At 69.1% G+C, this 14455-nt stretch carries 13 protein-coding genes and 1 pseudogene; 9 read left to right on the top strand and 5 right to left on the bottom strand.

Annotated elements, in window-relative coordinates:
* The first annotated feature begins 4 nt into the window (after positions 1-4).
* Together ACFV8T_RS35060 and ACFV8T_RS35055 are read left to right on the top strand one after the other, a co-directional pair.
* Entirely contained in the window at positions 5-565 is a 561-nt protein-coding gene (locus tag ACFV8T_RS35060) for a cysteine hydrolase family protein (RefSeq protein ID WP_385335475.1), read from the top strand.
* Positions 566-643: 78 nt separating this feature from the next.
* On the top strand, positions 644-1441 hold the full coding sequence (locus tag ACFV8T_RS35055) for a transposase (protein WP_385335513.1): 798 nt from the start codon (positions 644-646) through the stop codon (positions 1439-1441).
* Here the strand turns inward: ACFV8T_RS35055 and ACFV8T_RS35050 are convergent.
* Positions 1342-1614, bottom strand: a pseudogene (locus ACFV8T_RS35050) (methylaspartate mutase); the annotation flags it as partial. The gene ACFV8T_RS35055 and the pseudogene ACFV8T_RS35050 overlap by 100 nt on opposite strands.
* A 445-nt stretch (positions 1615-2059) precedes the next feature.
* Between ACFV8T_RS35050 and ACFV8T_RS35045 the strand changes: the two are divergent.
* From ACFV8T_RS35045 to ACFV8T_RS35030, 4 genes are all read left to right on the top strand, one after another.
* Complete coding sequence (locus tag ACFV8T_RS35045) at positions 2060-2362, top strand: hypothetical protein (RefSeq protein WP_385335473.1); 303 nt, start codon at positions 2060-2062, stop codon at positions 2360-2362.
* Entirely contained in the window at positions 2359-3612 is a 1254-nt protein-coding gene (locus ACFV8T_RS35040; protein ID WP_385335471.1) for an ATP-grasp domain-containing protein, read from the top strand. The genes ACFV8T_RS35045 and ACFV8T_RS35040 overlap by 4 nt, the downstream gene beginning before the upstream one ends.
* A complete protein-coding gene (locus ACFV8T_RS35035; protein ID WP_385335469.1) occupies positions 3596-4276 on the top strand; it encodes a hypothetical protein in 681 nt (226 codons plus the stop codon). Before ACFV8T_RS35040 ends, ACFV8T_RS35035 begins: the two co-directional genes overlap by 17 nt.
* A 193-nt stretch (positions 4277-4469) precedes the next feature.
* Positions 4470-5699, top strand: coding sequence for an acetyl-CoA carboxylase biotin carboxylase subunit family protein (locus ACFV8T_RS35030; protein WP_385335467.1), 1230 nt, complete (start codon positions 4470-4472; stop codon positions 5697-5699).
* Positions 5700-6002: 303 nt separating this feature from the next.
* Here ACFV8T_RS35030 and ACFV8T_RS35025 read toward each other — a convergent pair whose 3' ends face one another.
* Entirely contained in the window at positions 6003-6602 is a 600-nt protein-coding gene (locus ACFV8T_RS35025; protein ID WP_266431254.1) for a cupin domain-containing protein, read from the bottom strand.
* Between the two features lie 9 nt (positions 6603-6611).
* Positions 6612-7685 (bottom strand): response regulator transcription factor, encoded by a 1074-nt coding sequence (locus ACFV8T_RS35020; RefSeq protein WP_385335465.1) that lies wholly within the window; start codon positions 7683-7685, stop codon positions 6612-6614.
* A gap of 391 nt (positions 7686-8076) precedes the next feature.
* On the opposite strand from ACFV8T_RS35020, the gene ACFV8T_RS35015 reads away from it, so the two are divergent.
* Positions 8077-8925 (top strand): DMT family transporter, encoded by an 849-nt coding sequence (locus tag ACFV8T_RS35015; protein WP_385335463.1) that lies wholly within the window; start codon positions 8077-8079, stop codon positions 8923-8925.
* A gap of 497 nt (positions 8926-9422) precedes the next feature.
* On the opposite strand, the gene ACFV8T_RS35010 is transcribed toward ACFV8T_RS35015, so the two are convergent.
* The gene (locus tag ACFV8T_RS35010) at positions 9423-10895 is read right to left on the bottom strand and encodes a hypothetical protein (RefSeq protein WP_385335461.1); all 1473 of its coding nucleotides are present in this window, start codon (positions 10893-10895) and stop codon (positions 9423-9425) included.
* 508 nt (positions 10896-11403) lie between these two features.
* Between ACFV8T_RS35010 and ACFV8T_RS35005 the strand changes: the two genes are divergently transcribed.
* On the top strand, positions 11404-11979 hold the full coding sequence (locus ACFV8T_RS35005) for an alpha/beta hydrolase (protein ID WP_385335459.1): 576 nt from the start codon (positions 11404-11406) through the stop codon (positions 11977-11979).
* A gap of 490 nt (positions 11980-12469) precedes the next feature.
* Here the strand turns inward: ACFV8T_RS35005 and ACFV8T_RS35000 are convergent, their stop codons facing one another.
* Entirely contained in the window at positions 12470-13378 is a 909-nt protein-coding gene (locus tag ACFV8T_RS35000) for a helix-turn-helix domain-containing protein (protein ID WP_385335457.1), read from the bottom strand.
* A 137-nt stretch (positions 13379-13515) separates the two neighbouring features.
* Here ACFV8T_RS35000 and ACFV8T_RS34995 point away from each other — a divergent pair, with 137 nt between their 5' ends.
* Positions 13516-14433: an MBL fold metallo-hydrolase gene (locus ACFV8T_RS34995; protein ID WP_385335455.1), complete on the top strand. Its 918-nt coding sequence runs from the start codon at positions 13516-13518 to the stop codon at positions 14431-14433.
* Positions 14434-14455: the final 22 nt, after the last annotated feature.

Genomic DNA, 14455 nt, shown 5'->3' with positions numbered 1-14455 from the left:
CCGTATGAGCAGCGCCCTTCTCGTGATGGATGTCCAGCGAACCGTCGTGGACATTGCCGACGACGGCTCCGGATACCTGCCGCGCCTGCGCAGGGCGATCGATGGTGCCCGGGCGGCAGACATTCCTGTCATCTACGTGGTCATCGCACTACGTCCGGGCTTTCCGGAAGTCGGCCCGCGCAACAGGGCACTCACCGCCGTCGCGCGAGCCGGGCTCCATGTCGAGGGCGACCCCGGCACCGAGATCCACCCCGATATCGCACCCCGGCCGGGCGAGGTGGTGGTCACCAAAAGACGGGCGAGCGCGTTCTCGGGCAGCGACCTCGACGTGGTGCTCAGGGCACACGGCATCGACAGCCTCGTCCTCACCGGCATCGCCACCAGCGCCGTGGTGCTGCACACCCTGTGCCAGGCCAACGACCTGGACTTCGACCTCACCGTCCTTGCCGACGCCTGCCTGGACACCGACGCCGAGATTCACCGGTTCCTCACCGAGAAGCTGTTCCCGCAGTGGGCGGACGTCCTCACCGTCGACGACTGGCTCAAGGCCACCACACCCCGATAGCGGCAGAAAGGGAGTGTTGCGCCGCCGTGCTTCTGTCGACGCGGTGGGCGTGGCCTTGCGACGCGTTGTCGTGTACGGATGGGCCAGTGCGGACGCTGGTCGATCTCGCGCTCGCACCTGAACACCGTCGCGGTCACGGAGCTCTGTAGGGCGGGCTCAACCAGGGGTGGATTGATGTCGCCCGGCATTGATGTCGCCCGGCTGCGTCGAGCTCTGGCTGGGATGCCGTTGCCGAGGGCGGCCAATGGCCGGCTGGTCTTGGCTGTGGATGTCTCGCCGTGGCTTCGACCGGACGCAAACACCTGTGCTGACCGGTCCTTTTGCCACAGGTTCGGCCGAGGTGAGGGCAGGCATCAGACGGTGCCCGGCCGACCGTACTCGGCGGTGGCCGCGCTGGAGACCGGCCGCACCTCCTGGCCGGCAGTGCTGGACACGGTCCGCCTGAGGCCCGGCACTGATATCGCCGCAATGACCACGGTGCAGATCCGCGAGGTCGTCGAGCGGCTGGTCGCCGCCGATCAGTGGCAGGAAGACGCCCCGGAGGCCCAGGTGGTGCTGGATGCCGGATATGAATCCCCGCGCATCGCCCACGTGGCGGCAGGACTGCCCGTCGAGATCCTTGGCAGGCTCCGTTCGCCAGCAGTTCGCAGCAGCACGCCCAGGCCTCGACGGTCTCGCGCAGGAGCGTGCGGCCGCAGGGCAAGCAGTGCGAGACGGGTCACGGGTCCGCCCTCGGTGGCGTCGAGCCCGGCGTCCAGCAGCGCGGAGACGATACGGAGCGGACGCGCCGAGCCGTGCCGTACCTGGACGGCGAAGAAGCCGAGGCCCTGGCAGAGCTCCCTGGCGGTCTGCGGCCCGTGGGCGAGGATCGGGTAGCCGTTGAGCTCCTCCCCGGTGCGCACCGCGCGGCGCGCGGCGGCCAGGTCGCCGACCCGGGTGTAGCTGTCCACGGTGAGGGTTCCGCCGGTGCCGGCCCGGTCGCGGCGGACGGCCACAACGCCGCACCGCATGGCGGACGGTGGGCCGAACCCCGTCCTCGGCTGTAGCACCAGCTCGCCCGCCCGGTTCGCCTCTGACACGACAGGGCACGGCACGGCCGAAGGAGAGCGGAGGAGCTGCGCAGCCGGTGGTGGCCTCCAGACCGCTCACCGGCTGCCCGCCGCGAGCGAGACATCCACCGCCCGGTACCGACGTAGGACAGAAGTCCCGTACGTGCCCGCTGCCGCCGCCCTGGTGCTGGCTGGAGATAGACCAGATTCCAGGTGTGGGAATTGAAAACCTCTGTGGATTCTGGCACACAGGCCCTAGGAGCGACCCGCTTCCCACCGCGCCCTCAGCTTCCTGCAATGCAGGTAGGTGATCGATGCATCCACTGGTGGCCCGGCTCAACAGCACCGCAGAATCAACGGAGTTCCGCCTCTCATCGCAGGAGTCCCGTACCGGGAAAAGCGCGGACAGGGTTCCCGAAAAAGGAGCGACACCACCATGGAATCCATGCCCACCACCCATGCCCCCGCCACTTTCGCGCTCGACGAGCGCGAAATGAGGCCGGTCGAAGTGCACTGCCACGGTTTCGGCGATGTGGACTTCTCCGATTTCACGCTCGTCGACCTGGACCGACTGGACATGCGGTGCGCCGGCGAGGGCGTACCGGCGCTTCCCACGATGTGTCTGCACCACGACCGGCTGAGGGAGTTCGAGAACGTCGTGCGCCGTTACGCCGCCAAGCGCGCGGACGTCGCCTCCGTACCCGGCACCACACCCGCCCCGTCGCACAACGAGGAGGTACTGCTGTGAGCGCTTCGCTTCCCGCGCCCCCCGGGCACAATCTCATCGCTCTCGAATGGCTCCAGTTCGGCCTGGGCCGGCTGGTGGCCGCCGCCCAGGAGGAGGGACTCACCGTCCACCTCCTGACCGAAGACCGCCGGGAGTACGCGCACGAGCTCTCTGGCCTGCACAGCCCGCACCTGGTGGTGCACGACGTGGACACCCACAGCGTGCGGCAGGTCGTCGCAGCAGCGCGGGAGATCGGCGACCTGGCGGGACTGCTCAGCACCACCGACACCTGGAGCCTGGTCGCCCTCGCCGCCCGTGAGGAGCTCGGGCTGCCGGGACAGGCGCCCGAGGGCGTGCGCCTGGTCCGTGACAAGGCCCGGCTGCGCCGGCGGCTGTACCAGCACGGGCTCTCCCGCTCCGCCGGCTCCACGGTCACCGACACGGACGACGCTGCCACCCTGGCTTCCCGGGTCGGCCTCCCCCTGATCGTCAAGGACAGCTCCGGCACCTCGAGCGAGCACGTCTGGTTGGCCCGCACGTGCGACGAACTCACCTGTGTCCTCAATGAGATGCGGACACGTACGCTGCGCGGGACGCCGACCGCCGAGCCGTACTTCCTGGGGCCGCTCTACAGCGTCGAGACTCTCACCTGGCAAGGGCAGACGCGGGTGATCGGCCTCAACAGCCGCATCATGTCCGCTCCCCCGGCCTTCCGGGAGGAGGCGCTCAGCTTCCCCGTGCGGCTGCCCGACGGACCGGCCGACAAGCTCGCGCAGTGGATCGAACGGGTACTCAAGGCCGTGGAGTACGAGGAGGGCTTCGCCCACACCGAGTTCATCCTGGGGGACGACGGCTTCGAGGTCGTCGAGATCAATCCCCGGCTCGGCGGTGCCCTGGTCGGCGAGGCGATCTCGCGGGCGATGGACATCAACCTCTACGCGTCCTTCCTCGACCTCGCCCTGCGCCGCCGTCCTGCCCTGCTCGACGCCCCCCTGACTCCCCGCCGCGGCGTCTCCCACGTACTGCTCTATCCCCCGCGCACCGGCCTCTACCTGGGCTGCGAGGGGCTGGAGGCGTTCCACGGGCATCCGGGCGAGCCCGCCCTCTACACTTCGTTGCCGCCGGGCACGGACGTACGGACGGTCACGAACCAGGACGGCTGCGTCGCCATGGTGCTCGCCACCGGCGCCACCAGCGAGAGCGCGCTCCAGAACGCGCTCTCCGCAGCCGGTGAGGTGCGGATACTGATGGCGGGTGACGACGGTGCCTGAGCACTCGCTCCACCTCCTCGTCCTCAGTGGCTGGGACGGGGTGCCGGAGGCGGCGCTCGCACTCGGCTTCGAAGTGAGCTTCATCGGGGACACGACCGAGTTCTCCGCGCAAGACCGCGAGATCCTCACGCGCTGCCGGTTCGTGCACGAGACACCGGCCGACCAGACCGCCGCCGTACCGGCAGCCGGCCGCCGCATCCACGAGGCGGAACCGCTGCATGCCGCCGTCTCCTTCGGGGAGTTCGGCACCGAGAGCTCAGCCGTCGTCGCCGATGCCCTCGGCATCCGCGGACACTCCCTGGACACGGGCCCCGGACGCCGCCGGGCCCCAGGAGTCCCACGCGCGCCGGGGGCCCGCGCACACTCAGGACGCCCCGCGCTCCCGAGGGCCCGTCCGTACACGGCCCGCTGCCCGCTCGGCGCAGTGCGGAGTTGCTCGAACCGAACGGCAGGCCCGGACTTCCTCGTCCTCAGCTGCCTGCGCACCGACCACGAAGGGGGCGCGGGCACGTACTACGCCGACGCCCGGGACGTCTGCCGCCCTCTGGCCCCGTCAACCCTGGAGATCCCGCGCAGCCCGCTGCTCCGGACGAACGCCCCCGGCAGTTGCGTGCGGGAGGCCGCGGGCCGCGCGGTCAGGTGCTCTCCGCCCCGGCCCCGATGATCAGCAACCCCGACTCCTGCCCCGAGGTCTCCACGGCCGCCAAGGGGATCCGCACGCGGGACGAGCGGGCCCGCACCGCGCTCGACAGGCTGCAGGAAGCCTGCCGGGAGGTCGCCCCCAGCTCCCGGCGCCTGCACCGAGTACGCACCGGCCCCTCACGACCACCGCGGCACTGGAAGAGAGACACCCGACCATGACCACTACGACCCCCCTGAACGACGGCACGGCCCCGCGGATCGCCGTCATCAACTACGGCCCCACGCTGGACTATCCGGCGATGTTCCCCGAGTGCGCGGACCGGCTGCACGTCTTCAGCCACCATGACCTGGAACACACGGCGGGGCTGGCCCACTACGAGTACGTGCCGGAGTGCGAGTCCGTCCCGTACGCGGAGCTCGTGATCCGCAGGATGGCGCGCGAGCGGCCCTTCACCCACGTCCTCACCGACAACGAGTACGACCTGGAGCGGGCCGCCCGCATCCGGGAGGATCTCGGTCTCTCGGGCCAGTCCTCCGCGAGCGCCCTCTCCTTCCGCGACAAGGCCGTCATGAAGGAGACCGCGAGCCGGACCGTGCCCGTGCCGAACTTCGTACGCCTCGGCACGTTCACCGACCTGACGGACTTCGTCGAGAGGTACGGGTACCCCGTCGTCGTCAAGCCGTTGAAACAGGGCGGCTCCCGCGACATCACGGTGCTGCGTGGCGAGGACGACCTCCTCGGCTTCAGCCGGCTGCCCTGGCGGGAGGACCTGATGGCGGAGGAGTTCGTCGAGGGTCCGATGTACCACATCGACGCGGTGCTCTCCGACACCTACCGCTTCGTGGCCTCCTCCCGCTATCTGCGCAGCTGCCTGGGGGTCTTCTCCGGACAGAACAACGGCTCGGTGCAGCTGCGCCCGGACAGTCCCTTCGCCCGCCGCCTCGAAAGCTACCTCGACCAGGTCCTGGCGGCCTTCGAAACACCTCCGGCGAGCGCGTTCCATCTGGAGGTCTTCCACACGCCCGACGACCAGCTGGTGCTGTGCGAGATCGCCTCACGGGTCGGCGGCGACCGGATCCCCGCACTCACCCGGGCCACCTACGGAGTGGACCTGCATGCCGCCATGCTGCGCCTGTCCTGCGGGTTGCCCGTGGCTCCCCCGCCCCAGGACCCTCCGGCCCGGGTGCACGGCTCCGTCTCCGTACTGCCCCAGGGCCGCCCGGTGCGGGCACCGGGGAGGCCGCCGTTTCCCTGGGTGCGGCACTACGGGGTGAACGAGAAGCTCGCCCCCGGCGAGACCACCCTGCACAGCGCCCACCACCTGTGCTTCGCCATCGTGTGCGGGGACGGGCCGGAGCAGGTGGAGGAGCGGCTGCTGGCGACCGAGAAATGGCTCATGGAGAACCTCGTCGAGGACATCTCAGGCATCGAGGAAGGCGACTGACATGCCGTACAAGATCGGTGACCCGGTGTCGGGAACGTAGGAGAGTCAAGGCTGCGCCGCACATACGTCCGGAGGACGTCGTAGGCGTCCATGTAGTACGTACACGCCGCGCTCTCGCGGTCGGCCCGCAGGCAGTTCAGCACCACGAGGTCGGGGCGCGGCCGGCTGCAGCACCCCGTGCGGTCGTGGACCAGGTCGTTGTGGAAAGTGAGGAAGACCGACGAGCCCTCCCGGTACGACATCGGCGCCGGACACAGGTTCTTCTTTGTGTCCGTAAGGGCGTGGCAGGTGCTCGGCGAGGCCTCAGTAGAGGCTGGAGAAGAGCACTCCGACGAACTGGGCGGGCTCCGCGCTGTCGTTGCGGAAGGTGTGCGGATACCCGGCCGACCACTGGGCACAGTCCCCGGCACGCAGCTCGTGGTCCACGCCGTTGTAGCGGGCCACCAGGATGCCCCGGGTCATGACGATCAGGTCCGTCCCCTCGTGCTGCAGTTCCTCCCGCAGACCGCTGCCCGGCTGGAAGTCGGCCGTGATCACCTGGTATCCGAGCTCGGGAGAGCGCAGGACGTGGTACGTGACACCCGGCGCCCGCTCCAGCCGTTCCTGGGACTGGAGCGGGAAGACCGAGGGCGTGGCACGTCCCCGCGAGAACCCGAGGAAGGACCCCACATCGTGGCCGAACACCCAGGCCAGCCGGCTCAGCCGCTCCAGGGCGATGTCGGTCTCGCCCCGCTCCAGTGCCGCCAGGAACGACACCGACAGCCCGCACTCCGCGGAGACCTGCCGCAACGACATGCCCCGCTGGTTACGGAGCCGGCGCAGGACCTCGCCCGGCCGTGGGTAGCCGTGCTCCGGGGGCCGGTCCGCCGCGGAGGGCGTGGAGGAGTGGTCGGGGGTGGCCATATGCACTTCCTAGGTTCCTGTGATGGAGAGCGCCGCGGAATCGGACGGAGCCTGCGTACCGTTCTGGAACTGGTCCAGGAGACCCGACCTGGCGATCAGGACCCCCAGCTGGAAACGGCTGCGGGCGCCGAGCTCCTGGTAGATCTTGGCTATGTGGTTGCGGCAGGTGCGGACACTGACGCCGATACGTCGCGCGATCACCTCGTCCGTCTGCCCTTCGGCGAGGAGTTGGAGGATAGTGCCGCGGACATCGGAGAGCACTCGGCTCACGTCGGTCGTACGGACCTGCCCCCCGAACTCCGTGGCTGCCCGCCAGGTCCGCTCGAAGACCTCCACCATGAATCGTACGAGACCCGGCTCGTGCACGACGACAGCGAGATGGGCGTCCTCCATCGGGACGATCGCCAGCTGCCGGTCGAAGATGATGACCCCCTCGAAGGGGCCGGCCAGGGTGCGTGCCGAGCTCCGGCCTTCGGCGAGGGCCGCCACATGCTGCCGGGTCGCGGGGTCGAAGCGCGCGGCGTGCTGGTGGATGACGCGCACCGCCACGTCGCGCTTCCGGAGCACTCCGGCCGCCTCCTCGGTGTGCAACTGCGCGACCCCTGCCCACCAGTCGGTGCCGGGCCGGGCAAGCATCACCTCGCCGGTGCACTGCTCCAGGGCGGAGGCGATCTCCTCGTGGAGGGGCCTCTCCCCGACGAGAATCCGCAGCGCCTCACTGCTCGAGACGTCCCGCAGGGCCTCCTCGTGCGCCCGGTGGAAGCCGACGAGCTCGGCTTGGATCTCCTGCGAGCGCCGCTCCATGCGCTCGATCTGCTGTTGCAGGGGGGCGAGCCGGTGGAAGGCCGCCGCCCGGGGCGTGACCGGGAGGAACGCGCCCTCTGCTCCGGGCAGGGGCTGGAGCAGCATGGCCTCCGAGAGCAGCCGCACCGCTCGTGCCGTACGTTCGGCGCTCCAGCCGAGCTGGGCCGCGGCCGGCTCGGGCCGCAGCACTTGGGTACGCACCGCGAACTGATAGAGCTCTTCCTGGTCCTCCAACTCTCCTGAGCAGTAGGGCTTGTGTTCAAGAAAGTTCACGTTCATCTGGCCCCCTCCTGTCTCTGGTGAAGATCCACCACCGCCTGACCTGCTCCGCCGAGCAAATACCGCCAGGGCGACAGCGTACTAAATAGAGCACAGCCGTGCGGCATATCGTAAGATGCATCAAGGGCACGGTCAACGACAGGGCAAACCAGCCACGGTGACAACGACGGGGCAAGGTCGCACCTCTTGAGCCGCTCTGCAGGTTCCTGCAGATCACCCACGCACGCACCCGAGGGACGATATCTCGCACTATCGTGCACTTTTGGATACACCCATCAAGGAGCCAACCACACTCCACGCGAGATCAGGAGGCACCATGAACGTGGGCCTGAGGGAAACCCGGTCAGCGATCCCCCGGTCGGGCGGCGACACCCGTCCGGCGCGGGGAAGCATGTTCGCCCGTATCGCCCTCGTCGTGGTCTGGAGCTCCGGGTTCATCTCGGGAAAGCTCGGGCTGCGGCATGCCGCGCCATTCACCTTCGCCTGCCTGCGGTTCGCGATAGCGGGCGGCCTCCTGCTCGCCATCGCCCTGATCCTGCGCAAGGAACTGCCGCGAGGACGGCTGTTGGGCCGTCTCGTGATCGCGGGCGTACTGATCCAGGGCGTGCAGTTCTCCAGCATCTACGCCGGCATGGACCTCGGCGTCCCCTCCGGGGTCGCGGCCCTGATCATCGCCCTCTACCCGCTGGCCGTCTCCCTGATCGCCGTGCCCGTACTGAACGAACGCGTCACCAAGGGACAGATGCTCGGCCTCGCACTTGGGCTCGCCGGGGTCGTCCTCGCCGTCCGGGACGGGCTCCACGTCGGCGAAGGCCATCTCGGCGGGCTCGCCTTTCTCTTCCTCGGCCTGCTCGGCATCTCCGTCGGCACGATCTGGCAGAAGCGCCACTGCCATGGGATGGACCCCGTCACCGGCAACGCCGTCCAGCTGCTGGCCGCGGCCGCCGCAGCTCTCGTCCCCGCCCTCCTGCGGGAGGGTTTCGACGTCACCTTCACCGCCGGGTACTGGCCGGTGCTGCTCTGGGCAGCGCTCATCAACTCCATCGTCGGCGTGGGGTTGTTGTACCACCTGCTCCAGCACCATGGCACCAGCCAGGTCAGCAGCCTCTTCTATCTTGTCCCCATGGTCACGGCCGGGTTCGCGGCCCTGCTGCTCCACCAGCACCTCGGCCCGCTCACCCTGGGCGGTCTCGCCCTGGCGACCGGGGGCACCCTCCTGGCAAACCGGATCAAGGGCTGACGCCCGGTCCTCGGCGTACCCCGGCAGGGTCGGGGACCGAGGTTGAAGAGCAGGCCCATCAGGCGTTCCCTGCCCCGTCGCGGGGCAGGAGGCGCCCGCACTGCTCGTCGATCAGTTCGCGCCCCGAAACCCGCGAGGACGTCGGGCACGGTGTGGACGTCCACGATCGGGCCATGCCTTCCACGAACCACGGCCAACGGCAGCGGCAGCGGCAGCGGCAGCGGCAGCGGCAGCGGCAGCGGCAGCGGTCATCTGACCAGCGGTTCCGCCAACAGAACCACCTGATCGACCGACGAGATCAATGACCGCCTGTCAGTTCCCCGACGAGGTCTCGGGAACAAACACGTCCGGCAACGGCCCCGCCAGATCAGGGGCAAAGAAACCACTGACGTCATCCCACAGCAGATCAGCCACCCCGCCATCCTGCCACCACACCTTCACGAGGCAGACCGGGTTCCTTGGCCAAACCCATAGAGGCCCCGTCAGGCCACCATCGCCTACGAGTCGTCTTCGTCCTCGTATTCGTCCTCGTACTTGTCCAGGTCGCGGATGCACTCCTCGGCGACCGCACCTGCGAACCGCGGGCAGGTCCAAGCCTCCGCACTGCGCTGCTCACCGGCCGGCGGGAACTCCTCCGGTGCGTAGAAGTGCGGCAGTCCGGAGCGGAGTTCCGCATACTCCGGCGTCGGATGCCCGTCCTCGTGCCCGCACTTCGGAGGCCGGGGCGCGGCGGCAACGGCGCGCATGGTCGCGAGGACACCCCGAACCACGGACCGGGGCGGGGACGGGTACGAGATCTTCATCGTCCGGTGGGCGGCGAGCAACAGCACGGTCCGCTCCCGCTCGTCCGCCTGCTCGTACCGACGCGCGGCCCACAGGCCCAGATCGTCGGCGTACTGCTCGTTCCAGCCCTTGTAGTCGAGCCTTTCAACGATCTTCTCGATCTCAAGCCGTCCGTCCGCGCGCAGATACTCGGCGTCGGCATGGGAGGTGTCCCGGTGCCCGAAGAGTTCCTCGCGCCGTTTCCGCAGCACACTCAGCGAGTCCTCCGCGACCTCCGTCATGAAGACCGGGCACACCACCTTCTCCAGTGGAGGCACACGCCCACCCCGGTGGCTCAGTTCGTAGACGCCCCGCCCGCCGGGACTGCTCAGCATGACCCCGAGTTCCGCAGCGTCCGGGCCGCTGTCGGGAAGGTCTGCATGCCACTCATGTCCGCAGGCCGCGTCGGCGAAGTGCGGCAGCATCCTTTCCACCGCATCGACCAGGTCGTCGAGAACCGACTTCGTCCGCACCATGCCGGACACGGCGTACCAGGTAACCGCCCTGACGATCAGGAGATGTCCGGGGCGGTCCTCGGGATCGGCGCTGGAGAGGTTCCACGCCTGGGAGGAGATCTCCTCGTCGATGTCGGTCCACGGCTTGGGGTAGCCGTGCAACAGCGCCGTGAGGGTCTCCATGGTGCTCCTGGCCTCCATGGGCAGGCGCGGCGGAACGTCGGTGACCGATCCCGGCTCGACGATGTCCATCGCGATCCGAGCGAATCCGGCCACATTGTGCGGGCATCGCCACTCGTCCCGGGGCCGGTCCTCGTTCCATTCCGCCGTGTCGTCGGCGAGCTGGGTCAGCTGCTCGGTGAGGTACAGGTCGTCCCCGCTGTCATGGCTCGCGTACGGGTGGGATTCGTGGGCGCAGGGCCGCTCGCGCAGTGCCGTGTCGGCGGCCTTCAGAGCTGCCATGGCATGCGGTACGACGCCTTCGCCCGGCAGCCAGGTGAGGTAGGGGGCCATCACGACGAGTCCGAGCGTCCAGACGAAGGCCGACCCGCCCCCGGCGTCGGCGGCAAGCCGGGTGGCGCAGTCACCCACGGCCTTGTCGTACTCGTCGTTGCGGGAGTCCTGATAGTCCTCCCGAATCTCGTCCCAGGAGTCGGCGAGTTCTTCCAGGAGTGTGATGTCGATGTCCGTCATGATCTTTACGACGCGCCCGGCGCCGTTCGGAGTTCCGCGGGGCCGGGTTGTACTTGAGACCGCCGTGCGCCATCGGCGGTCGGAGCGGCCCGGCGGGCGTCTTCCTCTCTGTACGTCCCCGACGCCCGAACGAGGCCGGTACCCACTGACCCGATTGCCTGTAACCACAGGGGCGGGAGCCTGAGCAGAGGGCGGCGGAACAGGAGTAACCGTGGGGCGTCCTCGATTCGGTACGCCGCGATGCGTACTCGATAGGGCAACGGGACGGTAGGGGCGAGTACGGCTTCCCTCACGGGACGACACCGAACCCGACACCGCGTCGCGCCCCCAACGCCCGCCACCACCACCGCCCTCGCCCCCGACACACCTCAGGACACCGACACCCACGTCCAGACCGCCTGCGAACAGATCCGCACAGCCTGGGACGCGGCCGGGATCTGCTGACCAACACCGCACCTCCCCGACCAGTCGCCATGACGTGTGAGGGCTCCGGAAGTTCTGGGCCCATGTGCCCGCACGTTGCGCCCCTTCCAAGCCGGCGTCGCTCATGGTGTTCCAGGACGGATGGTGGTACCTGGACCCGGATGGGGAAATCCGCGGCACGATCGTCCTGGACAACCTCGTCCACCGCGGTGACATCCCGGTCACCATCGGGGTGTTCGTCGACCCCGGCGTCTTCCTCGGCGCTGAGGATCCGAAGAACCGCAACACCGAGTACGACGCGTTCGACGATCGGTACGTGAACTTTCTCCTGAGCGAGATCATCCCTGAGGTCACGAAGGACTACTCGATCGCCGAGGACCCCGATGAGTGGGGCATCTGCGGTGGCAGCAGCGGCGGCAACTGTGCCTTCACCGCAGCATGGCTGCGCCCCGACAAGTTCCGCCGGGTCACCGCGTTCCTGTCCAGCTTCACGCAGATGCCCGGCGGCAACCCCTACCCCGAACTCGTTCCCCGCGTCCCCAGCAAGCCACTGCGCATCTTCCTCCAAGCGGGCCATCGTGACCTGCGCTGGAACGAGCCCGAGCGGAACTGGCTCGCCAACAACCTGCGCGTCGCGGCCGCGCTCGTCGAACACCCGTGAATCCGGGATAAGTTGCTGCACGAGTGCACTGGTCTTCGTCTTGCCTGCACCGTGGGTTCCATGGAGCCCTACGATCACGGGACCCAACGCCAGCGCCGCACGGGCAGCGAAAACAGGCACGACAGAAGTCCGGAACGGCTCCACCGTCTCCCAGAGTGGTGTCAACCATCATCCCTGACGACCCGATCGACCTCAGGCCCCGGCAGATCCGCATCTGGAACCGTCTCGTTCTGCACCCCGCCATCGGGGCGGCCGAGCCACGACGGGAGCTGATCCGGCTGTCCTGCGCAGGGATCCGGCGGGCCTGCCGACGTGGCTGGGCCGGCCGCGGCTCCGGTCGGCGTCTCTGTGATGCGATCACGCCCGCACCGCGTAGGGACCGGATTACGGGCAGTCCGCCCCTGTCTCTGCTCCAGGTCTTCCCCGACTGCGCCTGCGGTGACGCACTGCTGCCGGAGTGAACCCGGTCGGGCTGCAGGGTCCGGGCCGCCTACACCTGTCGGGGCGGCTTCTCGGGAACGTCGACGCTGTCCGCGTGCGGCGCCCGGCTGCCGCTCGTCTGCCGGAGGAGCGCGAGGGCCTCCTCGGAAGAGGAGCCGGCGGGGGTTGTGCACACGATGAGCGCCTGTTCCGGTGAACGGGCGATCGACAGTGTCTGCTGTGTCACCGTCACTGTGCCGATGACGGGATGGTGCAGCTCGTAGGACGCGGCATCGCACGGCGCCACGCGGTGGTCCGCCCACAGTGCTACGAACTCCGGGCTCTTCATCGTCAGCTCGCCGATGAGCTCCGCGAGCAACGGGTCCTCCGGGTGCCTGCCGACGGCGATGCGCAGGTTGCCGACCACCGCGCGCGCCTTGCGTTTCCAGTCCGCGTACAGCTCCTGACAGTGCAGGTCCAGGAACAGCATCCGGCTCATGTTCGGGCGTCGTGCCGGGTCATCCGGGCCGAGGAAGTCCAGGTGACCGGCCAGCAGGGCGTGCCCAAGGGTGTTCCAGGCCAGCACGTCCGTACGGCGGCCGAGCACTATCGCCGGAACACCGTCGACGGCGCGGAGGAGGTCGCGTGATTCGTCAGCGAGCCTCTCGGGCCGCGGGCGGCGAATCCGGGGCGCGTGGCGGGCGGCGCCGGCGAGCCGGTCGAGGTGCTCGCGCTCGTGGTCGTCGAGCAGGAGTGCGCGGGCGAGCGCGTCGAGCACCTCGGCCGAGGCCCCGCGGGACAGGCCCTGTTCCAGCCGTGCGTAGTACGAAACGCTGACGCCCGCCAGCTGGGCCAGTTCCTCGCGCCGGAGCCCGGCCACTCGCCGCCGGGGCCCGAGGTCTGGCAGACCGAGGTCCTCGGGTCGCAGCCGCGCCCGTCGGGCTTGGAGGAAGGCGCCGAGTGGGCCGGGTCCGTTCATTGCCCCAGTATCCGGTGCGCGGTCCGATCCCAGCCACACCCTGCGAGGGGTAGGAAAACCCGGGACTGGCTCGGGCCCGTCCGCGTGTCCAGGCTGGATCTCATTCGGCCACGTACCCCAGACCCGAGGACGGACACATGGATCAGAACCCGGAGCAGATCACCCTTGGCGACGTCACCGTCACCCGGATCAAAGAGTTCTACGGCTCGGTGGAGATGTCTCCGGGCCAGTTCTTCCCGGACAGCCCACAAGGCTCGTGGGACGAGCACCGCGACTGGCTGGCACCCGACTTCTGGGACCCGCAGACGGACGAGTGTCGTACGGCGATCCAGTCCTGGCTGTTGCGCAGCGAGGGGCGCACGATCCTCGTCGACACCGGCGTGGGCAACCACAAGGACCGGCCCCATGCGCCGGTGTGGAGCCGCCTGGACACGAACTACCTCGGCCACCTCGCCGCCGCCGGGGTGCGGCCCGAGGACGTCGACATCGTGGTCAACACCCACCTGCACATCGATCACGTCGGCTGGAACACCCGCCTCGACGGTCGGACCTGGGTACCGACCTTCCCGAACGCCACGTACCTGATGGCCCGGCGGGACTTCGACTTCTGGGACCCGGCCAACGAGAACAGGACCGTGCTTGGCCGCGGGAACCAGAACGTCTTCGAGGACAGCGTCACGCCGGTCCACCAGGCGGGACTGACGCGCCTGTGGGAGGGGACGTACCGGATCGACAAGAACCTGCGTCTCGATCTCGCTCCTGGGCACACTCCCGGCTCGTCCGTGCTCACCCTGGAATCCGGTGGCGATCAGGCCCTGTTCGTCGGGGACCTGGTGCACACCGCGCTGCAGATCGCGGAGCCGGACACCAATTCCTGCTTCTGCGAGGACCCGGCGGAGTCCCGCGCCACCCGGCACAAGCTGCTCGGCCGCGCCGCCGAGAACAACGCGCTCGTCTTCCCGGCGCACTTCGGCGGCCAAGGCGCCGCGGAGGTCGTGCGCAGCGGCTCGAAGTTCGCGATCAAGGAGTGGGCGGGCTTCTCCCGCATCTCCTGATGTCCCCTCCAGAAAGGAAGTG

The sequence above is a fragment of the Streptomyces sp. NPDC059832 genome, assembly GCF_042731715.1.
GTDB lineage: Bacteria > Actinomycetota > Actinomycetes > Streptomycetales > Streptomycetaceae > Streptomyces.
This window is presented reverse-complemented; position numbering and strand designations above follow the sequence as displayed.